Source organism: Streptomyces tamarix (assembly GCF_032423885.1).
GTDB lineage: Bacteria > Actinomycetota > Actinomycetes > Streptomycetales > Streptomycetaceae > Streptomyces > Streptomyces tamarix.
The window spans coordinates 1-18,479 of the sequence record NZ_JAWCTQ010000073.1 but is presented as its reverse complement, the minus strand read 5'-3'; the positions used below and the strand labels follow the sequence as shown (position 1 = coordinate 18,479).

Annotated in this window: 20 protein-coding genes and 2 pseudogenes; 11 read left to right on the top strand and 11 right to left on the bottom strand. The window is 73.2% G+C overall.

The window, feature by feature from the left end; genetic code table 11:
- Nucleotides 1-53: 53 nt before the first annotated feature.
- On the bottom strand, nucleotides 54-452 hold the full coding sequence (locus tag RND61_RS31685; RefSeq protein WP_315881617.1) for a hypothetical protein: 399 nt from the start codon (nucleotides 450-452) through the stop codon (nucleotides 54-56).
- Between the two features lie 186 nt (nucleotides 453-638).
- On the opposite strand from RND61_RS31685, the gene RND61_RS31680 reads away from it, so the two are divergent.
- Complete coding sequence (locus tag RND61_RS31680; RefSeq protein WP_315881616.1) at nucleotides 639-959, top strand: plasmid stabilization protein; 321 nt, start codon at nucleotides 639-641, stop codon at nucleotides 957-959.
- A 20-nt stretch (nucleotides 960-979) separates the two neighbouring features.
- Here the strand turns inward: RND61_RS31680 and RND61_RS31675 are convergent, their stop codons facing one another.
- From RND61_RS31675 to RND61_RS31665, 3 genes are all read right to left on the bottom strand, one after another.
- Entirely contained in the window at nucleotides 980-1,648 is a 669-nt protein-coding gene (locus RND61_RS31675; protein ID WP_315881615.1) for an HAD family hydrolase, read from the bottom strand.
- A gap of 59 nt (nucleotides 1,649-1,707) precedes the next feature.
- The gene (locus RND61_RS31670; protein ID WP_315881614.1) at nucleotides 1,708-2,391 is read right to left on the bottom strand and encodes a DUF6766 family protein; all 684 of its coding nucleotides are present in this window, start codon (nucleotides 2,389-2,391) and stop codon (nucleotides 1,708-1,710) included.
- An 87-nt stretch (nucleotides 2,392-2,478) separates the two neighbouring features.
- The gene (locus RND61_RS31665; RefSeq protein ID WP_315881613.1) at nucleotides 2,479-2,883 is read right to left on the bottom strand and encodes a hypothetical protein; all 405 of its coding nucleotides are present in this window, start codon (nucleotides 2,881-2,883) and stop codon (nucleotides 2,479-2,481) included.
- A gap of 235 nt (nucleotides 2,884-3,118) precedes the next feature.
- On the opposite strand from RND61_RS31665, the gene RND61_RS31660 reads away from it, so the two are divergent.
- The gene (locus RND61_RS31660; RefSeq protein WP_315881612.1) at nucleotides 3,119-3,673 is read left to right on the top strand and encodes a DUF6328 family protein; all 555 of its coding nucleotides are present in this window, start codon (nucleotides 3,119-3,121) and stop codon (nucleotides 3,671-3,673) included.
- Here RND61_RS31660 and RND61_RS31655 read toward each other — a convergent pair.
- Nucleotides 3,655-5,202 carry an ATP-dependent DNA ligase gene (locus RND61_RS31655; RefSeq protein ID WP_315881611.1) on the bottom strand — a complete coding sequence of 516 codons (1,548 nt, stop codon included), beginning with the start codon at nucleotides 5,200-5,202 and terminating at the stop codon, nucleotides 3,655-3,657. The genes RND61_RS31660 and RND61_RS31655 overlap by 19 nt on opposite strands.
- Nucleotides 5,203-5,440: 238 nt before the next feature.
- On the opposite strand from RND61_RS31655, the gene RND61_RS31650 reads away from it, so the two are divergent.
- Nucleotides 5,441-6,487, top strand: a complete 1,047-nt coding sequence (locus tag RND61_RS31650; protein WP_315881610.1) for a phosphatidylinositol-specific phospholipase C domain-containing protein — start codon at nucleotides 5,441-5,443, stop codon at nucleotides 6,485-6,487.
- A 5-nt stretch (nucleotides 6,488-6,492) separates the two neighbouring features.
- On the opposite strand, the gene RND61_RS31645 is transcribed toward RND61_RS31650, so the two are convergent.
- Entirely contained in the window at nucleotides 6,493-7,566 is a 1,074-nt protein-coding gene (locus tag RND61_RS31645; RefSeq protein WP_315881609.1) for a DUF6397 family protein, read from the bottom strand.
- Nucleotides 7,567-7,666: 100 nt separating this feature from the next.
- Nucleotides 7,667-8,773, bottom strand: coding sequence for a ricin-type beta-trefoil lectin domain protein (locus tag RND61_RS31640; RefSeq protein WP_315881608.1), 1,107 nt, complete (start codon nucleotides 8,771-8,773; stop codon nucleotides 7,667-7,669).
- 669 nt (nucleotides 8,774-9,442) lie between these two features.
- Between RND61_RS31640 and RND61_RS31635 the strand changes: the two genes are divergently transcribed.
- Nucleotides 9,443-10,795, top strand: coding sequence for a glycoside hydrolase family 43 protein (locus tag RND61_RS31635; RefSeq protein WP_315881620.1), 1,353 nt, complete (start codon nucleotides 9,443-9,445; stop codon nucleotides 10,793-10,795).
- 58 nt (nucleotides 10,796-10,853) lie between these two features.
- On the opposite strand, the gene RND61_RS31630 is transcribed toward RND61_RS31635, so the two are convergent.
- Nucleotides 10,854-11,087 (bottom strand): sterol carrier protein domain-containing protein, encoded by a 234-nt coding sequence (locus RND61_RS31630; RefSeq protein WP_315881619.1) that lies wholly within the window; start codon nucleotides 11,085-11,087, stop codon nucleotides 10,854-10,856.
- Nucleotides 10,979-11,518 (bottom strand): hypothetical protein, encoded by a 540-nt coding sequence (locus tag RND61_RS31625; protein ID WP_315881618.1) that lies wholly within the window; start codon nucleotides 11,516-11,518, stop codon nucleotides 10,979-10,981. The genes RND61_RS31630 and RND61_RS31625 overlap by 109 nt, the downstream gene beginning before the upstream one ends.
- A gap of 861 nt (nucleotides 11,519-12,379) precedes the next feature.
- Here RND61_RS31625 and RND61_RS31620 point away from each other — a divergent pair.
- Nucleotides 12,380-12,958 (top strand): tellurite resistance TerB family protein, encoded by a 579-nt coding sequence (locus RND61_RS31620; protein ID WP_315881607.1) that lies wholly within the window; start codon nucleotides 12,380-12,382, stop codon nucleotides 12,956-12,958.
- Between the two features lie 213 nt (nucleotides 12,959-13,171).
- A complete protein-coding gene (locus tag RND61_RS31615; protein ID WP_391654563.1) occupies nucleotides 13,172-13,537 on the top strand; it encodes a carboxymuconolactone decarboxylase family protein in 366 nt (121 codons plus the stop codon).
- 323 nt (nucleotides 13,538-13,860) lie between these two features.
- Here RND61_RS31615 and RND61_RS31610 read toward each other — a convergent pair whose 3' ends face one another.
- On the bottom strand, nucleotides 13,861-14,517 hold the full coding sequence (locus tag RND61_RS31610; protein ID WP_315881605.1) for a TetR family transcriptional regulator: 657 nt from the start codon (nucleotides 14,515-14,517) through the stop codon (nucleotides 13,861-13,863).
- Nucleotides 14,518-14,668: 151 nt separating this feature from the next.
- Between RND61_RS31610 and RND61_RS31605 the strand changes: the two genes are divergently transcribed.
- Both RND61_RS31605 and RND61_RS31600 read left to right on the top strand, forming a co-directional pair.
- Nucleotides 14,669-15,454: an SDR family NAD(P)-dependent oxidoreductase gene (locus RND61_RS31605; RefSeq protein WP_315881604.1), complete on the top strand. Its 786-nt coding sequence runs from the start codon at nucleotides 14,669-14,671 to the stop codon at nucleotides 15,452-15,454.
- 69 nt (nucleotides 15,455-15,523) lie between these two features.
- Nucleotides 15,524-15,878, top strand: a pseudogene (locus RND61_RS31600) (IS701 family transposase); the annotation flags it as partial.
- 160 nt (nucleotides 15,879-16,038) lie between these two features.
- On the opposite strand, the gene RND61_RS31595 reads toward RND61_RS31600, so the two are convergent.
- Nucleotides 16,039-16,446, bottom strand: a complete 408-nt coding sequence (locus tag RND61_RS31595; protein ID WP_315881603.1) for a roadblock/LC7 domain-containing protein — start codon at nucleotides 16,444-16,446, stop codon at nucleotides 16,039-16,041.
- Nucleotides 16,447-16,822: 376 nt separating this feature from the next.
- Here RND61_RS31595 and RND61_RS31590 point away from each other — a divergent pair, with 376 nt between their 5' ends.
- From RND61_RS31590 to RND61_RS31580, 3 genes and pseudogenes are all read left to right on the top strand, one after another.
- Entirely contained in the window at nucleotides 16,823-17,422 is a 600-nt protein-coding gene (locus tag RND61_RS31590) for a class I SAM-dependent methyltransferase (protein WP_315881602.1), read from the top strand.
- Nucleotides 17,423-17,614: 192 nt separating this feature from the next.
- On the top strand, nucleotides 17,615-17,923 hold the full coding sequence (locus RND61_RS31585) for a hypothetical protein (protein WP_315881601.1): 309 nt from the start codon (nucleotides 17,615-17,617) through the stop codon (nucleotides 17,921-17,923).
- 193 nt (nucleotides 17,924-18,116) lie between these two features.
- Nucleotides 18,117-18,479 (top strand): annotated as a pseudogene (locus RND61_RS31580) (hypothetical protein); the annotation flags it as partial.

Genomic DNA, 18,479 nt, shown 5'->3' with positions numbered 1-18,479 from the left:
GGCCGCCCCCCCCGCGGTGGCCGGACGCCGTGGCCGTCCGGCGGGGCGTCAGCTCAGCGGGGAGCGAGGAGCAGGCGGCACTCCGTCTCGTGCTCGCCGGAGACGTGCTGGGTGGACCGCACGTCGAAGAGGTGGCCGAGGGCCTTCGCGACCTCTTCCACCGCGTGGTGGTCCCCGGTCAGCAGTGCCTCGACCGGCGAGCCGAGCCGCGGCGCGGCGGTGGGTTCGCCCGAGCGGGCGGAGCTGTCGAACGTGGCCATCCACACGGTCGGCTCGCGCCCCGCGGACTGCGGTGCCACGTCCTCGCAGCCGGCGAAGACGCCGTTCAACGCCTCGAAGACCGCCTTCGCGTCCGCGCGGTCGCAGTCGCTGAGCTGGACGGTGACATCGCAGTCGGCGGGGTGCTCCCCCGCGCGCCGGTTCGCCGTGTCCTTTCCCGGGTCGCTTGCCATGGCGTTCTCCACGTCCTTCCGTCGGGTCCTTCGCAACGAGTACCCGTCTTCCCCGCGTCCCCACGGATGGCACCTGTGTGCCACTCCGCTGGCGGACGGGCACGGCGCGTGTTTGCGGGGAGACATGCCTGGTACCGGGGTGGGACCAACGGGGGCCACCGCAAGGCACCGACGAGAGGAACGGCCATGCCCGCAGGATCCAGCTCCAAGCGCGAGCGGCAGTACGAGCACATCAAGGACAGCGCCCGCGACCGCGGCGAGGGCGAGAAACGCGCCAAGCAGATCGCCGCGCGCACGGTCAACAAGGAGCGGGCGCGCAGCGGTGAGGCGAAGTCGTCGGGCGGGTCCTCCGGCAAGGCGTCGTCACGGGACGCCTCGTCGTCGAAGCGGGGCGGCGGCTCGGGGGGTGTCACGTACGACGAGCTGTACGCCGAGGCCAAGAAGCGCGACATCCCCGGCCGGTCCTCGATGAACAAGGCGGAGTTGCAGCGCAAGCTCGGCAGGTGACCCGGTCGCGGCCCGCCGTATCACGCGGCGTCCCCGCCGAACGGGCTGTCGTCCAGGTGGGCGAGCAGGTCGGCGGGGTCGGCGTACAGGGCGGCCGCTCCCGCGTCGGTGAGGTCCGCGCGGGGGATGCCGCCGCAGAGGAGGCCCACGCAGGTGACCCCGGCCCGGGTGCCGGCCTTCATGTCCCAGACCGTGTCCCCGACGAACACGGACCGGTCGGCGGGTGCGCCGGCCAGCTCCAGGGCGTGCCGCACGGGGTCCGGGGCCGGCTTGCCCTCCTCGGTGTCGTCGGCGGCGGCGATGGCGGTGACGGCGTCGTCCGCGTCGATGGCGCGGCGGAGCGCGGCGAGTTCGGCTCCCCCGGCGGACGTGGCCAGGACGACGGTCCAGCCGCGTGCGGCGAGGGTCCTCAGCAGGCGGCCGGCGTCCGGGAAGGCGGGCAGGCGGTCGGAGTACGTGCCGTAGAGCGCCTTGTGGGCGGCGCTGATCGAGGCGTCGGCGCCGCGGTCCCTGCCGGGGTCGAGGAGGTGCTCCACGAGGTCCTCGGCGCCGAGCCCGACGGCCCGGTGGACGGCGTGCATCGGCACCTGGTGTCCGGCCTGCCGGAACGCCTCCCACCAGGTCGTGACGTGGAGGTGGTTGGTGTCGGCGAGGGTGCCGTCCACGTCGAACACGGCGGCGCGGGTCATGAGGGATCCTCTCTGTACGGCGGGTACGTCTGTGCTCCGGCTTCCCGGCTCCGGGCCCCTCAGCCCTCGACGCCGGTCGCGTCGTGGGCGGCGCCGACCGGTTTCGACTCCGGGGAGCCGCGCTGCCGCAGGTACACGGAGAAGATCGCCATCGAGCCGATGGCGAGGAGCTCCGACTGCCAGTTCTGGAGCGTGCGGCTCCAGAAGTCGGGCGCGGCGAGGTACTCGGACCAGGGCAGCGGGCTCTGCAGTTCCCGCAGCCTCTCCTCGCCGTACGCGGCGGCGCCGCTCACGGACTGGACGTACCAGGAGCCGAGGAAGACCGCGCACATCCAGATGCCGAGGGAACGCGAGTACAGGGCCTGCCGCAGGCCGCCCGCGCCGGCCCAGCGCGGGGACCGGGGGGTGGCGTGGCGGCCGACGCGCTGGTCCTCGTCGGACTCGGTTCCGGCCTTGTGCATCTCCTTGGACTCCGGGGAGCCCCGCTGGAGCAGCCACACCGTGCCGAAGAGGTAGAGGAAGAACTGCAGGTACTCGGACTGCCAGTTCTCGGTGACGGCCACGGCGAAGTCGGCCGACGCGAGGTAGCGGGCGAAACCGACGGGTTCGGCCCCCAGGGAGCGCATCTCCTCGTTGTACTGCGCCCGTCCGGCGACCGCCTGGCAGGAGACGGTGACGAGGAACCCGGTCCCGAAGGCGAGGGAGAGGCCGTTGTCCCGGGCGAAGCGGAGGAGACGGTTCACCGGTGGGCCGCCCCGAGCACGCCGAAGTAGACGAGGCCGCAGGCGAGGGTGAGGGCGTACAGCGTGAACATGGTGCGCACGGCGGGGTCACTCCTCTTTCACACGGCAGTCGTAGGGGCGCTCCGGGCGGGGTGCGCAACCGGCCGCCCGGACCTTCCAGCCGTCCGGGAACCGGGTGACGAAGTACGTGTCGTGGTCCAGGACGACGCGGGCCTGGTGGCCGTACACATCGGTGGTGCGGACCCGCCCGGGGGCGGGCAGGGCGGCGTCGGACAGCCCGGCCTCGCAGGACGGGCCGGGGTCCTGGGCGAGCGCCTCGCGGGTCGCCGGGGCGAGGAGCCGGCACGCGGCGGCGTGGCCGGCGCCCTCGGCGTGACGGGCGAAGCTGAGGGCGGCCCCGGTGACGGCGGCGCGTTCGGCTTCGAGGGTGGAGCAGCCGGTGAGGGCGGCGGCCGGGGCGAGGAACGCGAGGACGGCGGGGAGACGGCGCACGGGGCTCGGCTCCTTTCCGCACCCGGCCTCGCGGGGCCTTCCCGGAGGCGTGGGTACGAGCATGGGGGCGTGGCGGCCGTCGGTCACGTCACGGTGGCGCGACACCCGGTGAGCTTCCTCCTGCTGCCGTATCGCCGGTGGCGGGCACGGCGTCCCGGGGTGGAGCGCGTCCGGGTGGCTGGGGCGCGCCGGAGGGGGTACCTGCAACACGTCGGAGCGACGACGGGAGGGCGAGATGCCTGGTCGGGAGCGCGGCTCCTCGAAGGAGACGGGCGGCGTGCCCGGCTCCCCGGAGGCCGGGGAGCCGGAGAACGGGCTGTGGCGGGGCCGGCGCGAGACGCCGGAGGAGCGGGCGGACCGGCGGTGGAGCGAGCTGGTCCAGGAGATCCGGGTCGCGCAGACGGGGGTGCAGATCCTGTTCGGCTTCCTGCTGACGGTGGTCTTCGCGCCCCGGTTTGCGGACCTGTCGGACGTGGACCGCGGGATCTACATCATCACGGTGGTGCTGGGCGCGGCGGCGACGGGCGCGCTGATCGGGCCCGTGTCGTTCCACCGCCTGGTGTCGGGCCGCAGGATCAAGCCGCAGACGGTGGCGTGGGCGTCACGGCTGACGTTCACGGGACTGGTGCTGCTGCTGGCGACGATGGTGTCGGCGCTGTTCCTGATCCTGCGGGTGGCGACGCACGACGGCTACGTGCCGTGGCTGGTGTCGGGGGTGGCCCTCTGGTACCTGGTGTGCTGGTTCGTGCTGCCGATGTGGGCGCGGCACCGCTACACGACGCGTGACTGAGGGCCCGCCAGGACCTGGTCGATCGTGTCGGCCTGGGCGGCGGGCTTGTCCGGGCGGTGCCGTACGACGCGGGCGAAGCGGAGGGTAACCCCGGCCGGGTAGCGCGGGGAGCGTTGGAGGCCGTCGTAGGCGACCTCGACGACCAGTTCGGGCCGTACGCGGACGGTGAAGCCGTCGTCGGAGACGGCGAGCTCGCGCAGCCGGTCCGTCTGCCGGCGCAGCATCGTGTCGGTGAGGCCCTTGAAGGTCTTGCCGAGCATCACGAAGGTGCCGTCGGCGGCGCGGGCGCCGAGGTGGAGGTTGGACAGCAGCCCGGTGCGCCGCCCGTGGCCCCACTCGGCGGCGAGGACGACCAGGTCGAGCGTGTGGACCGGTTTGACCTTCAGCCAGGAGCGCCCGCGCCGGCCCGCGCCGTACGGCGCGTCGAGGGCCTTGACGAGGACGCCTTCGTGGCCCCGGTCGAGGGTGTCGGCGAAGAACGCCTCGGCGACGGCGCGCTGCGCGGGGTCTGCGGGGTCGGTGACGACGGTCCGCCGCACGCGCAGGGGTTCGGGGACGAGCCGGGCGAGCTCCGCGTGCCGCTCCCGGCCCGGCAGGTCCAGCAGTACGGCCCCGTCCGCGGCGAGGACGTCGAAGAACACGGGCGACACGGGGCGGGCCGCCGCGGCCGCGGCCACGTCGAGGCGTGAGCCCACGCGGGAGGCGGTCTCCTGGAACGGGACGGGGCGGCCCGAGGCGTCCAGGGCGATCACCTCGCCGTCCAGGACGAACGCGTCGCCGGGGATGGCGCGGGCGACGGCGCGGACCTCCGGCAGACGGTCGGTGACCTCGTCGAGGGAGCGGGTGTAGATCCGCACGTCGTCGCCGGCGCGGTGCACCTGGACGCGGATGCCGTCGAGCTTCTCCTCCACGGCGCACGGCCCGAGCGAGGCGAGCGCGTCGGTGACGCTCTTGGCGGTGTGGGCGAGCATCGGCTGCACGGGCGTGCCGACGTGGAGGCGGAACCGCTCCAGGGCGGCCGGTCCCTCGGAGAGGAGCGCCGTGGCGACCCTCGGCAGGGACCCGTCGAGCATCACCGCGCGGCGCACGTCGGCGGCCGGGGCGCGGGCCGCCCGGGCGACGCCCTCCAGGGCGATCGCGTCCAGGGCCCCCTGCCGGACCTCGCCGGTGAGCAACCGGAGGAGGAACCGCTGTTCGGGGGCGGTGGCGGCGGCCATGAGCTCGTGGACGAGGCGCCGCCGCTCCGCTTGGGAACCGGGCCCCGTGACGCGGGCGAGCGCGGTCAGCGCGGCGTCCGTGCCGGCGACGGTGAGGGTGGCGTGGCCGGCGGGTGCGACGGGGTCCTTCAGGGCGCTCCAGCCGACGCCGATCCGGCCCTGCGGGAGGCGGCCCGCGAGGTACGCGATGACGAGGGGGGCCTCCGCGGGCGGTGTCGCGGAGAACAGGTCGGCCAGCACGGCGATCTTGCGGGAGCGCGCCGGGGCGGCGGCGACCTGCTCGGAGACGTCTGCGAGTCGGGCCAGCAGCATGCGGCCATGGTGCCCGCCGCGCGCGCCGGCCGCACGCGGGAGCGGCTCGTGGCGGGCACGGTGTCTGCAGTGCGTGCGGTGCGTGCAGTGCGTGCGGTGCGTGCGGTGCGTGCGGTGAACGTCGCGCGGGGGATGTCGGCACGTGGTGGAGGATCAAGCCGCCCGTCTCCCTTCCTTCACCCAACTCCCCTAACCTTCCGGCGACTTCATTGGGTTCGACCGGGAAGCAGGGGACGTTATGGGCGTGTTGGCGCGTTCTGCGGGGGCCGCCGTGGCAGCGGGGATGTTGGTACTGGGCGTCGGTCCGGACACGGCGGCGGCAGCCGACCCGGTCCGGCTGCCGTACGGCGCGTCGACGTCGGTGGGGGTCCACAACGCGTACGAGAAGGACAAGTACCGGTACTTCGCCGACGCCCTGGACTCGGGCGCGGGCATGCTGGAACTCGACGTGTGGACCAACGCGTTCGGCCGGTCCTGGCGGGTGTCGCACAGCAATCCCCTCGGCAACGACAACAACTGCGAGAACGCCGCGCACGCGGGTGAGCTGCGCACCAAGGCCCGGAACCAGGACCTCGGCGGCTGCCTCGCCGACATCCGCGCCTGGCACGACGCCCATCCGGGGCACCGGCCGGTACTGCTGAAGATCGAGTTGAAGGACGGTTTCCAGGGCCGCTACGGGCGGGGGCCCGCCGCGCTGGACGCGCTGCTGACGGCGCGGCTGGGTGACGCGCTGTTCCGGCCGGCCGACCTGGTCGGCGGGCACCCCGACCTGGACACGGCCGTCCGCACGGACGGCTGGCCCACCCGCGACCGGCTGGCCGGCAAGTTCGTCGTCGAGCTGATTCCGGGCACGGTGGAGGAGGACAACCCCGCCGACTCCCTGTGGACCGACCTCGAGTACGCCACTCACCTGCGGAGCCTGGCGGCCGCCGGGCGGCTGCGGGAGGCCGGCGCGTTCCCCGCGGTGCACGGGGCGCAGGCCGGCGACCCCCGCCTGCGGTACGCGGACGCCGGAGTGCGGCCGTGGTTCGTGGTGTTCGACGGCGACGCGTCGGTGTACGCGGGCGGTTCGGTGGACACCTCCTGGTACGCGCGGCGGAACTACCTGGTCGTCATGACGGACGCGCACAACGTGGCCCCGGCCATCGACGGCACCAACCCGACGGAGGCGCAGGCCCTCGACCGGCTCGCCCTGCTGGCCGGGCGGCACGCCAGCGTCGTGTCGGCCGACTGGTACCCCCTGCCCGCCGTGCTGTCGACGGTCGTCCCCCGCGCGGGCGCGTAACACGGTCACCCCACCCGGGGCCGCCGCAGGCCGAGCCGGGCGAGGAACGCCGTACGCGGCGCGCCCAGGCGGCGCGGCCCCGTGGGTCCGGGCGGCGCTTCCGCCCGCCGCCCGCAGGCCCGGCGCGGGACGCGTCCGGCGGCTTTCGCGGTCCCGGCGGGTTCACGGGCCGCCGTCCGCCCGGGGTGCGCGGCGGCGGCCACCGTGTCGGCGGGAACGGCGTCCGCCCCGGGCCTCGTCCCCGTGGCCGGTGCGGCCTGCGCACGTGGTCGCGCCTGCGCCGGCGTCCCCTCCGCGCCGACCGCGGGGGCCGCACCGGGGCCGGAGGCCGGGTGCTGCGCCCGGGCGGTCCGGAGGGCCTCGGCGAGCTCCGTGCGGAGTTCCGCCAGTTCGTCCGGACCGTCGGCGACCAGGAGCCGGTCGGCGACGGCGCGGGCGGCGGGCGACTCCGGGTGGCCGTGCGGCGGCGCGGGGCGGAGCCGCTCCAGACGGGCCCGCTCGTACGGGTCCGGAACGGTCTCGTCCAGGTGGAGCGGGTCGAGGAACGAGGCGAGGACCGCCGCGCCCTCCCAGGCGCCGGGCGCCCTGCGGAGCAGCAGTCCGCGGCGGCGGGCCCGCCACGCGCGCGGCCGGGCGTCCTCGCCCGCCTGGAGCCGGTCCCGCAGGTCGGCCGGCACCCGTCCGGTGAGGAGTCCCGGGTGGCGTGCCGCCGCGTCGAGGACCTCACGGGCGAGATAGAGCCAGACGACCGCGCGGTACCGGTTGAGGTAGTACGCGACCGGTGTGAAATGGCCGGTTCTCGCCAGTCTGGTGAAGCGGTCGGCCGTGATGCCGACCAGTTCGGCCGCCTGCGCCGTGCCGACCGTGCGGACCCGATCGCGCAGGCCCTCCGGGAAGCCCGGCTCGGCGCGGAGCCGGTCGAGCTCCTCCTGCGGCACCCCGGGGCGTCCGCCCGCCGGCCCTGGCACGATCCGCACGTGCCCCAGATGCACCGCGAGGTCGAACTCGCTCCTGCGCAGCGCGAGTTCCTGTGCCGCCCTGCCATAGGCGACGGTGTGCGCGACCCGTTCGGCCGTCATGTCGACCCCCCTACCCTTCGATTACTCTCTGTGACGAAGGTAGCGGAGTCCGCCCCCTCCCACCCGAGCCTGTGGAAAACTCCACGCGAGCGCGCCGAGGTCATCCGGCGGTCAGCGTGGTCCACTTCTGGTTGGAGCCGCCGGTGCAGTCCCATAGCTGAAGCCGCGTGCCGTCGGCCGTGGAGAAGCCCGGAACGTCGAGGCAGCGGCCGGAGGCAGGGTTGCGGTAGCCGCCGTTGTAGGGCTGCCAGACCTGGTTGGCGCCGCCGTAGCAGGACCAGATCTGCACCTTGGTGCCGTTGGCCGTGCCCCCGCCGACGGCGTCGAGGCACTTGCCCATGGAGCGCAGGGTGCCGTCGGTGTAGGCGGACCAGAGCTGGTGGGCGCCGTTGCCGCAACCCCAGGTCTGGACGGCGGTTCCGTCGGCGCTGCCGGCGCCGTTGACGTCCAGGCACTTGCCGGCGATGCCGGACTGCACGCGTGCGGGGGCGGGGGCGGGGTTCTTCAGCCACCCGGCGCTGTCCGCGGACTGGATGCCACGGTAGAAGGCGTCGGCCATCTTCTGGTAGCCCGAGTCCTTGGGATGCAGGGCGTCGACCAGATCGGCCGTGGTCAGGCCGCTCATGTCGACGTATGCGACGCGCTTGCCCGCGGCCTGTGCGTCCCTCACGAGTTGGGGGATGGCCTGGTTGTACGCGGCACGGTACCGCTCCTCCGAGCCGCTGGTGGACACGATCAGGGAGGCCACGAGGACGGTCGCGTCGGGGGCGGCGGCAGTGACCCGGTCGACCAGCGACCTCAGTCGGGCGGTGGCGGTGGAGACCTGGTAGCTCTCGTTGAGGTCGTTGGTGCCGATGTGCAGCGTCACGACGTTGGGCCGGTAGCGGGTCAGTGAGGCGTCGGCGAGTGCGGCGATCTGGTGGATCTTGTATCCGGGGTGGCCTTCGTTGTCGGGGTCGGACATCGAACCGTTCCGCACCGTGCCCACGAAGTCCAGCGGGTGGCCGTCCGCCGCGAGCCTGTTCCACAACGGTCCCCGATAACCGTTGCCCGTGCTGCCTCCCACGCCCCAGGTGATGGAGTCGCCCAACGGCATGATGCGTAAGGGTGTGGTCGGGGCGGCGGAGGCAGGGGTCACACCTGCCGCCATGATCCCGAGCGCGGCAGTGACAAGCGTGACCAGGGTGAGAATCCAGGACTTTCTCATGCAGGCGTCCTCTTCCGCGAGTGATGGCCGAGGCGACGGGAGTGCCGGCTGCGGGTGTCGGCGTCGGTGTCCGCAGGATCGACTCACAAGTTCGTGATATCGAACATGGATTGATATATCGAGCAACCTGGATGATAGAGAGTCGACGGGTGACGTCAATCCCTCTCGCATGATTCGTCGCTTGCCTCGAAATGTTCGAGCGCGTTGCCGGCGTGTTGTCGGTGCGACCGCGCGCCTATGGGCGGGATGGTGCGGTCCGGTGCCCGGGTGCGGCCCTCGTTGGCGGGCGGCGGAGTCCGGAGGGTCGGACGGTGTTGACATGTCCAGAGGTCTCTCTAGTATCCGTGAGGCGTCGACTTTCCGAATGCTGTTCGAAATTGCGAACCTCGTTGAAGCGAAGCTTCCGGACTGAATGCCATGAGCATGACTTTCCAGTCTGTGCACCACCTCGCGCACCACCCGCTCATGACGTGACTTGCTCTTCCGGGAGAGGAGCCCCTGGTGCTCAGACGATCAGGCGGGCGGCTACGTGGACCCGCCCATGAGGGACGTCGTGCGCCGTCCGACAGCTCAGCCGTCCGCCAACGTCCTGAGGAGACCACGATGACGATCCCGGTTCGGCGGCCGTCCGCCACCGGCACAAGGCTCGGCCGGGCAATCGCCTGGACCATGGGTCTTCTGCTGGCGTTCGCCGTCGTCCCCGCCGCGGTGCAGCCCACGGCGGCCAAGGCCGACAACCCGATCGTGCAGCACGTCTACACCGCCGATCCGGCCCCGCTGGTCCATGGCGGCCGGGTCTACCTCTACACCGGGCACGACGAGGACGGCTCCACTTACTTCACCATGAAGGACTGGCGGGTGTGGTCCTCCGCCGACATGGTCAACTGGACCGACCACGGCTCACCGCTCGGCCTGGCCACCTTCAGTTGGGCGTCCGCCGACGCCTGGGCGGGCCAGGCCGTGCAGCGCAACGGCCGGTTCTACTGGTACGTGCCGGTGAAGAACCGGGCCACCGGCCGGATGGCCATCGGCGTGGCGGTGGCGGACAGCCCCACCGGCCCGTTCCGGGACGCCCTCGGCCGTCCGCTGGTGGAGAACGGCGAGATCGACCCGACCGTCTTCATCGACGACGACGGCCAGGCCTATCTGTACTGGGGCAACCCGAACCTGTGGTACGTCAGGCTGAACGCCGACATGACCTCCTACTCGGGCAGCCCCACCAGGATCCCGCTCACCACCGCGGGATTCGGCACCCGCACCGGAGATCCCAACCGTCCCACGCTGTACGAGGAGGGACCCTGGGTCTACAAGCGGAACGGCCTGTACTACCTGGTGTTCGCGGCCAAGTGCTGCTCGGAGTTCATCGCCTACTCCACGGCGCCCGGTCCGACCGGGCCCTGGACCTACCGCGGGACGGTCATGCCCACACAGGGCAGCAGCTTCACCAACCACCCCGGGATCGTGGACTTCAAGGGTAATTCGTACTTCTTCTACCACAACGGCGCGCTGCCGGGTGGCGGCGGTTTCACCCGCTCGGTCGCGGTGGAGCGGTTCTCCTACAACCCCGACGGCACGATCCCGACGATCGGTATGACGAACACCGGCGCACCACAGGTCGGCACGCTCAACCCGTACGTACGCCAGGAGGCCGAGACGATCGCCTGGGGATCCGGGATCGAGACCGAACCGGCCGCCGGCGGCGGCATGGATGTCGGCTGGATCGACAACGGCGACTACATCAAGGTCAAAGGTGTGGCCTTCGGGCCGGGCGCGTCCTCCTTCACCGCACGCGTGGCCTCGGGCAGCGACGGCGGCACCGTCGAACTTCGGCTGGGCTCCCCGAGCGGGACGCTCGTGGGCCGGTGCGGTGTGCCCCGCACCGGTGGCTGGCAGACCTGGACGTCGGTGACCTGTCCGGTCGGCGGGGCCACGGGAACCCAGGACCTCTACCTGCGGTTCACCGGCGGCAGCGGCTACCTGCTCAACGTCGACTGGTGGCAGTTCACCCCTGCCACCTCCTGACCGGTCATGGGGGCAGGCGGCCCCGGGCGAGGTCGTCCCTCGGCAGCCACCGTGGTGATCAGTAGAGCGGGAAGGCCCAGCCACCGGGGTACCACGGTTCGCGGTCGTCGCGGAAGGCCGCCGAGGCGCGGGCGAGGGACCCCGGACGCAGTTCCTCCACGCGTCCCGCGGCCGACAACGCGGTCAGCGCGGTGCCGCCCAGGAAGGCCGCGCCGAGTTCCGCCGCGCCCAGGCGCAGATCGGCCGGGGCGGTCGTGGGTTCGCAGCTCGCGGTGTCCCCTTCGGCCCGCAGCCGTGACGTCCCGTGTTCCAGGGGCAGAAGTCGTCGCGTACGTCCAGGACCAGGTCGAGCGGAAGACGGTGGGTACGGCCCGCCAGGGCCCGGCCGGCATCGACCGGCCGCACCCACAGGCGGTCCACCGGCGTGCCCCGGACCGCCCGCGCACCCACCAGCAGGTGCGGCAGAGGCTCGTCCACGGCGCCCTCGTAGTCGATCCAGGTCACCAGGTCGATCCCGGCCAGGAAGCGCCACAGCACCGCGTACGCCTGGCGCGAGAGCGCCGCCAGCTCCACGGCCTCCGCCACACCGCCGCTGCCGCCGAGTCCGTCCGGCACGGAACCGTGCCGGTGGAGCGCGTAGCCGGTGGCCCGGCCGGAGTTCTCCTGGTGCACGGCGTAGCGCAGCGAGGCGGCCCCACCGCGCCGGTGCGGATAGTCGGCCAGCCGTACGGCCCAGTGGGGCGCCTCGCGATCCGGCCGGCCGACCGTCGTGGCGCGTGCCTGGTCGTATACCTGCTCCGGGTGCGGGCGGGCCTGGTCGGCGTGGAGCAGCCGGACGGTGCCGTCCCCCGAAGTCCGTGTCCGGGCGGAAGCGCAGGGCGCGCCGGTCGCAGCGGAGCCGGTTGCCGAGCGTCACCGGGCCGTAGCCGTAACGTCCGTAGATCCCGGCCTCCGAGGGCCGCAGCGCGGCGATCGGCTCGAGCCGCCGCTCGTACAGGCCGGTTGGCCGGGCTCGCATCGTCGAGGTGAGAAGGCCCCGCGGCGATGGGTCGGGGCCACGCCCACCGAGGCGATGCCGGCCACCGGCAGGACGCCCCGGGGACGGTCAGCGTCCGGCGGTAGACGGAGGCTCCGGCGATCGGCGTCTCTCCGTCGAAGGCGGCGAGGTGCGCCCGAGGTCGGTCGCCGCCCGCTGGCGGGCCAGTTCCTCCTCCGAGCGGTCCGGTCCGTATGTGTCGGCAATCATGCGCGCCCAGGGCTCGAACTGCTGGTCGCGGACGCTACGAAGCGGAAACGCGGATATGTCCACCGCACATGTGTACATCACGCGGCGGAGCCGAGTCCCTCACCAACCGCGCCGGCACCGCAGGGCTCGCCGGCCACGCCGACACCGGGCGGCGCTCGGAACGCGGTCGTGGGCCAGGTGGGTCACCGGGCCCGGGCGGGATGCGCGGGACGCGGCGTCCGTTCCCTTTGGTGGCGGGAGAACCATGGTGCTGTGACGGTCGTTCACTGGAGGGACCGCGGAAAAGCGGGACGATGACCAGGTCCGGACGGACTGCAGCAGAAGCAGAGGTGGCACGGGTGGCGATGTGGGACCGGCTCAAGGACCAGGCCAAAAACCTTCAGCAGACCCAGAGCGCCCGGGCGGGCGGCGGGCACGGTTCCGCCGGACCGGGACTCGGCGGCGGACACGACCGGGGAACGGCGTCGTCCGGAGGGTCCAAAGCGCAGTTGATCGGGCTGCTCAAATCCCAACTGGCCTCGGCCCGCACCGAACTCAAGAGCGGTGCCTACCGGGATGCCAGCATGGCGATGTGCGCCCTGGTCGCCACGGCGGACGGGTCGGTGGAGCCGGCGGAGCGGCAGCGGATGGAGGAGCTCATCGTCTCCAACGAGGTCCTGCAGAACTTCCCGGCCGACCAGCTCCGGCAGCGGTTCAACCAGCACGTCGACCGGATGCTGGCCGACTTCGCCACGGGCCGGGCCGAGGCTCTGCGGGAGATCGCCAAGGCGGGGAAGAAGCCCGTGGAGGCACGTGCGGTCGTCCAGACCGGCATCGTCGTCGCCGGTGCCGACGGGCACTTCGATTCCTCCGAGCAGGCGGCCGTCCGCGACGCCTGCGCCACCCTCGGCTTGTCGCCGGCGGAATTCGGCGTCTGAGCCGCCGTCCCACGGCCGCGCGGAGCCGGATACCGCCGCCGACCGCGACAGTCACCGCCACCGCGGCCGAGGGCGCACGACGCGACCACGGTCCCTCCCGCCTGCCGCCCCACTGAAGACGACGACGCTCCCCTACGTGACAGCCGTGGGGGAGCGTCGTCGCGTGCGGTGTCGGATTCCGGGAGACCCCGGGGGTTCCAGGGAGCCCGGGCCATGAGCGCGAGTTTCGAGCGTTGCACCCTGGATCCGCTGCCCAGGGAGGTCGTCATCATGACGGTCGCCGTCCGCAACCAGTGCCGCATCTGCGTCGCCATGCACACCGGCAAGCTCCGCGAACTCGGTGCGGAAGCGGAACTCATCGCCGCCCTGCGCGAGGAGCGCGTGCTGGCCGACGAACGGCCCGAAGCGATCCGGACGTTCACGCTCGTCGTCCTGGCCACCGCCGGCGCCGTGGACGGTGACGCGCTCAAGGGCCGGCTGGCACACGGATACACCGAGCGCATCGCACGGGAAGTCGTCCTCGGTATCGGCGCGTACACGATGTCGACCCTCGCCAACCGCCTCGTCAGGGCGGCGTGAGGGCCGAGTCTCGTCAAGCCCGGCCGCCGGCGCTTTGACGGGTAGGCGGGTGGTGAGGACGGTCGGCGCAGCCAACAGGCAGGCGTTGAGACTCGAAGCGCCTTGGGCTCCGGCGCACCGGCCCACCAGATCCGAACTCATGGGATACGTGGGCTCCGACCCGTCAGATCCGAGCTCATGGAACACATGGGCCCGGCCCCGTCAGGTCCGAGCCCATGGGATGCGACGGACAACGCCGGGCCGCGCTGGTGCGGCCCGGCGTTGTCCGTCGCCGGCGTGGCCGGGCGCGTCCACCGCCGGCGGGAGCGGGGTGGCGGCAGGGTTCAGCGACCGCGCCTCACGAGGCGCAGGCCACTCGTCAGTTCGCGCAAGCACCGCACCACCAGGTGGGCGGGGGAGTCCTCGCCGGCCGCCTCCGGGTCAGTGGTCGCCCACGTCTCCAGGGCCACCCGGATCGCGTCGGTCGCCGCCGCGGCGACGAGCCGTACCTCCAGTGGATCGGCGTCCGGCCCCGCCAGGCGCGCCACCACCGGCCGCAGTCTCTCCTCGGACTCCTGGTTGACCCGGTACCACACCGCCCGCAGGGCCGGATCGTCCTGAGCCGCCCGCAGCAGGCCGCGCGTCCATCGCAGCCCCTCGTTCGCCACGTCGTCCGGTGTGGTCAGGGATGCGACGGCCGCCGACTCCAGAGCTTGCGACAGGCCGGTGCCCGGACCGGCCTCGGCGAGCAGTGCGCGCCAGCGGTCCCCGCCGGACGACAGTAGCGGCCCGACCGCGTCCTGCTTGCTCCGGAAGTACCGGTAGAAGGTGCGCAACGCGACGCCGGCCCGGCCCGCGATCTCCTCGGCGGTCGTGCCGTCGGGTCCCTTCTCGGCGAACAGCTCCGCCGCGGCCCGCGCGATGTCGAGCTGAGTCGCGGCCTTGCGGCGCTCTGTCAGGGAGGGCGAGGCGGTGGGGCGGGGCCCGCTGGGCTGACTCATGGGAGAAGCCTACGTGGCACGAGAGAGGTACGGCACATGATGTCGTGATGGCAAAACGTGCCACCTAGGCGTACCGTGAACACGGAGCGACCCACTGGTCGCCGCGCCCGCTGCCACGGCCGGGCCGATCACGCACCACCAGGGAGACGAAATGAACCGCTACGAAGGCCGCCGCGCGCTGATCACCGGCGGCGGCTCGGGTATCGGCCAGGCCACCGTGCTGCGCATGCTGGCGGAGGGCGCCCGCGTCGTCGCCGCCGACGTCAGCGAGGCGGGGCTGAAGGACACCACCGCCAGGGCGGGCGCCGACGCCGAGCGCCTGAGCACGGTCGTCGTGGACATCGCCGACGAGACCTCGGTCCGCCAGGCCGTCGCCTCCGCCCTCGAGACCCTCGGTGGTCTCGACGTCCTGGTCAACGCGGCCGGCATCCTGCGGTCCTCGCACACCCACGAGACGTCGCTCGCCGACTTCACCCGGGTGATCTCGGTCAACCTGACCGGTACGTTCCTGATGATCCGCGAGGCGATACCGGCGCTCCTGCACGGCACCGCTCCCGCCGTCGTCAACTTCAGCTCGACCTCGGCGATGTTCGCCCACCCGTACATGGCGGCGTACGCGGCAAGCAAGGGCGGCATCCAGTCCATGACGCACGCGCTCGCGGCCGAGTACAGCAAGCAGGGCATCCGCTTCACCGCCGTGCAGCCGGGATCGATCTCCTCCGGCATGACGGACGGCTCCGGGGAGAGCAGGCAGAGCCAGGGTCCCGGCCTGCCCGAGGACACCGACTGGAGCCTGTTCGCCAAGCTGTCCCCGGCGCTCGGGGACGGGTTCGCCGGCCCGGAGGCCGTGGCCGGAGTGGTGGCGATGCTGGCCTCGCGCGACGGAGAGTTCATCACCGGCACCGAGATCCGCGTCGACGGCGGCACGCACTTCTGATCCGTCGAGCACCACGCCGCGAACACCGGCACCGGTTTCGGCACCGACGCCGACTCCTGGCGGGGCGCCCCCTGGCACTGCCAGGACCGCCGGCACTGGGTGCTCGCCCGCCGCAGCGTCAGCCGCCCGAAGGAGATCTCCTACTACATCGCCTACTGTCCTGCCGACACGGCCCTGGACGAGCTGATCCGCATCGCGGGCAGCCGCTGGGCGGTGGAGGAACGCTTCCAGACCGCCAAGCAGGAATGCGGCCCGGAGGACTACCAGGTCCCGCCGCTACCCCGGCCGGCACCGCCACATGACCCTGGCCATGGCCGCCCACGCCTGCCTGACCGTCCTGCCCGCCCGCCAGCTGGACGCGGACAAAGCAGAAACGGCTCCTCCGGCCTCGTCCACCTCAGCCTCGCCGAGACCCGACGACTGATCACCCGCCTCACCGACCGCCGCCCCACACCCGTCGACCACATCCTGCACCGGTCAACATGGCGCCGACGCCGCCAGCACCAAGCCCGCGTCAGTCACTGCAAGCGACGCGGACACAGCCCCTGAGCTGCCCAGCAATCAGCACAAACACCGTTGCAGCATTAGGCCGGGCCCGGTGTGCTCGGGCGGCGTGAGGCCACGGCCAGGTGCTCCCCGACGCGGTTGACGAGCAGGGTCATCTCGTACGCGACATGGCCCACGTCCGCCTCGGCGGCGCTGAGCACGCACAGGCAACTGCCGTCGCCGGCAGCGGTCACGAAGAGCAGCGCGTCGTCGAACTCCACCATGGTCTGGCGCGCCTCCCCCACCCGGAAGTGGAGTCCGGCGCCCCGGGCGAGGCTGTGCAGGCCCGACGAGACCGCCGCGAGGTGCTCGGCGTCCTCCCGGGCCAGGCCGCTGCTGGTGGCGGTCACGAGTCCGTCGTTCGAGAGCAGTAGGGCGTGGCGTATGCGGGCGACGCGCTTGGTCAGGTCGTCCAGGAGCCAGTCGAGTTCCTTGTCGAGCGCCATGCTCGGTCCTCCCCGTTCTCGTATGTCCCCGTTTTCCCCGTGTCCGCGTAAGCCTTACCCACCAAGGTGGGCGGGGCAAGCACCCTCCCGGTCACCGGGTCACGGCGCGGGGGTGGTCACACGGGCGCGGGGAGACGTCCCGTGCGTCCGGGCCGGCCGGAGGCGGCGCGGTCCGTGCTCCCGGGGCCCGGGGCGGTGGCGCGGGGAGGGACCCCGCTCGGGGCACGTGCGAAAGCCGACCGGACGCGACCGGACCCCTGCCCCTGCCCCTGCCCCTGCCCCTGCCCCTGCCCCTGCGGAGCGACGTCCCCGGACGATCGCGCCCGCTCGCGCGTGCGCCCGGGATGCCGCGCGGAAAGTGGGAGATCATGAGGGTGTGGACAGTGACCGCAGGGACGTTCAGGAGTTCTTCGCCGCGCGGGCGGCCGACTGGGACGCGCGCTTCCCCGACGACGGCCCGGCGTACGCGGCGGCGGTCACCGGCATCGGGCTCCGGCCGGGCGACGCCGTACTGGACGCCGGCTGCGGAACCGGGCGGGCACTGCCGGCGCTGCGGGACGCCGTGGGCCCCGGCGGCACGGTCGTCGGCGTGGACCTGACCCCCGCGATGCTGGAGGCGGCGGTACGCGCCGGCCGGGACGACAGCGGGGCGCTGCTGCTCGGTGACGTGGGCCGGCTGCCGCTGCGGGACGGCGTCTTCGACGCGGTGTTCGGCGCCGGTCTGGTCTCGCACCTGTCCCGGCCCGCCGAGGACCTGCGGGAGCTGGCACGCGTGGTGCGGCCGGGCGGGCGGCTGGCGCTGTTCCACCCGGTCGGGCGGGCCGTTCTCGCCGCGCGCCACGGGCGGCCGCTCACCGGCGACGACCTGCGCGCCGAGGCGAACCTGCGGCCGCTGCTCTCCGGTTCGGGCTGGCGGCTGGTGTCGTACGTGGACGAGGACAGCCGCTTCCTGGCGCTGGCCGAACGCGCGGCCTGACCTCGCCGCGCGCGTAACCCGCGCGGCCTCGCCGGGGTCGCGTCCAGCGCGGCGATCGCCCTCTCCGCGCGCGGCCCGGCCTCTTCGCGCGCGTGGGGGCGCCCTTCTGCCCCCGGGGCCGTCCGACTTACGTTGGACGTGACGAAACGGCAGGCAGCGGCGACGCGTTCGCCGCACGGGAAGGTGGACTCCATGTTCAGCAGACTGCGTACGTTCCTCCCGTTCCCCGCACAGGCCCGCCAAAGCGCGCAGACGCCGGACGGCGGGGGCGGCGCCCCCAGGCGGCAGCACAACATCTTCGAGGCCGCGGCCACCTATGTCGCCGCCTGCGCCGACGACGACGAGGACGCCATGGAGGAGGCGGCGGGGTGGGTGTCGCCGGAGGCCCTGTCGTTCGGCGTCCAGGAGTTGGCCTGCCGTGCGGTCATAGCCCTCGCGCGCGAACGCGACGAGTCGCCGGAGACGGTGGCGCGCGGCCTCCTCGGGCTGCCGTCCGCCTGAGTGTCGTCCCGGCTCTCGACGGCGGGGTTACTCGCTGGTTAAGGTGCGCCGACCGACCTCGTACGGCGCTCGACGGGCGCGTCGCGGGGCTGTTGCGACTGGACGACGGGAGGCCGCCGTGACCGGGACGGACGACGAGCGCACGGGCGCCGGCACGGGGCGGCTCGCCGGGGCGGGCGGTCCTGCCGGAGCCGTGGCCGGCGCCCCGGCCGGGGGCGGGGGCGGCACCCCGGGCGGGGTCGGCGCCGACGACGCGCTGTACGTGCTGACCGCCGTGCTGCTCACCCCCGCGCAGTTCCCCAGCGTCCTCGGCGACGACTATCCGCAGGCGTGCCGGGCGCTCGGCCTGGAGCCGTACGCCGAGGGCTACGGGCTGGTGCTCGGGCAGGACGGCGAGGGGGCCCGCTGGACGGTCGCCGTGGACGACGTGTCGCTGGTCGCGGTCGCGATCGCCGCGTGGGACTGCGGCATGGAGTACGACCTCTCCCCCGGCGAGCGCAGCGTCGTCGCCGCGCTGCCGGGGTGGCCGCTCGCCCTCACGGTCGCGGGGGCGGGC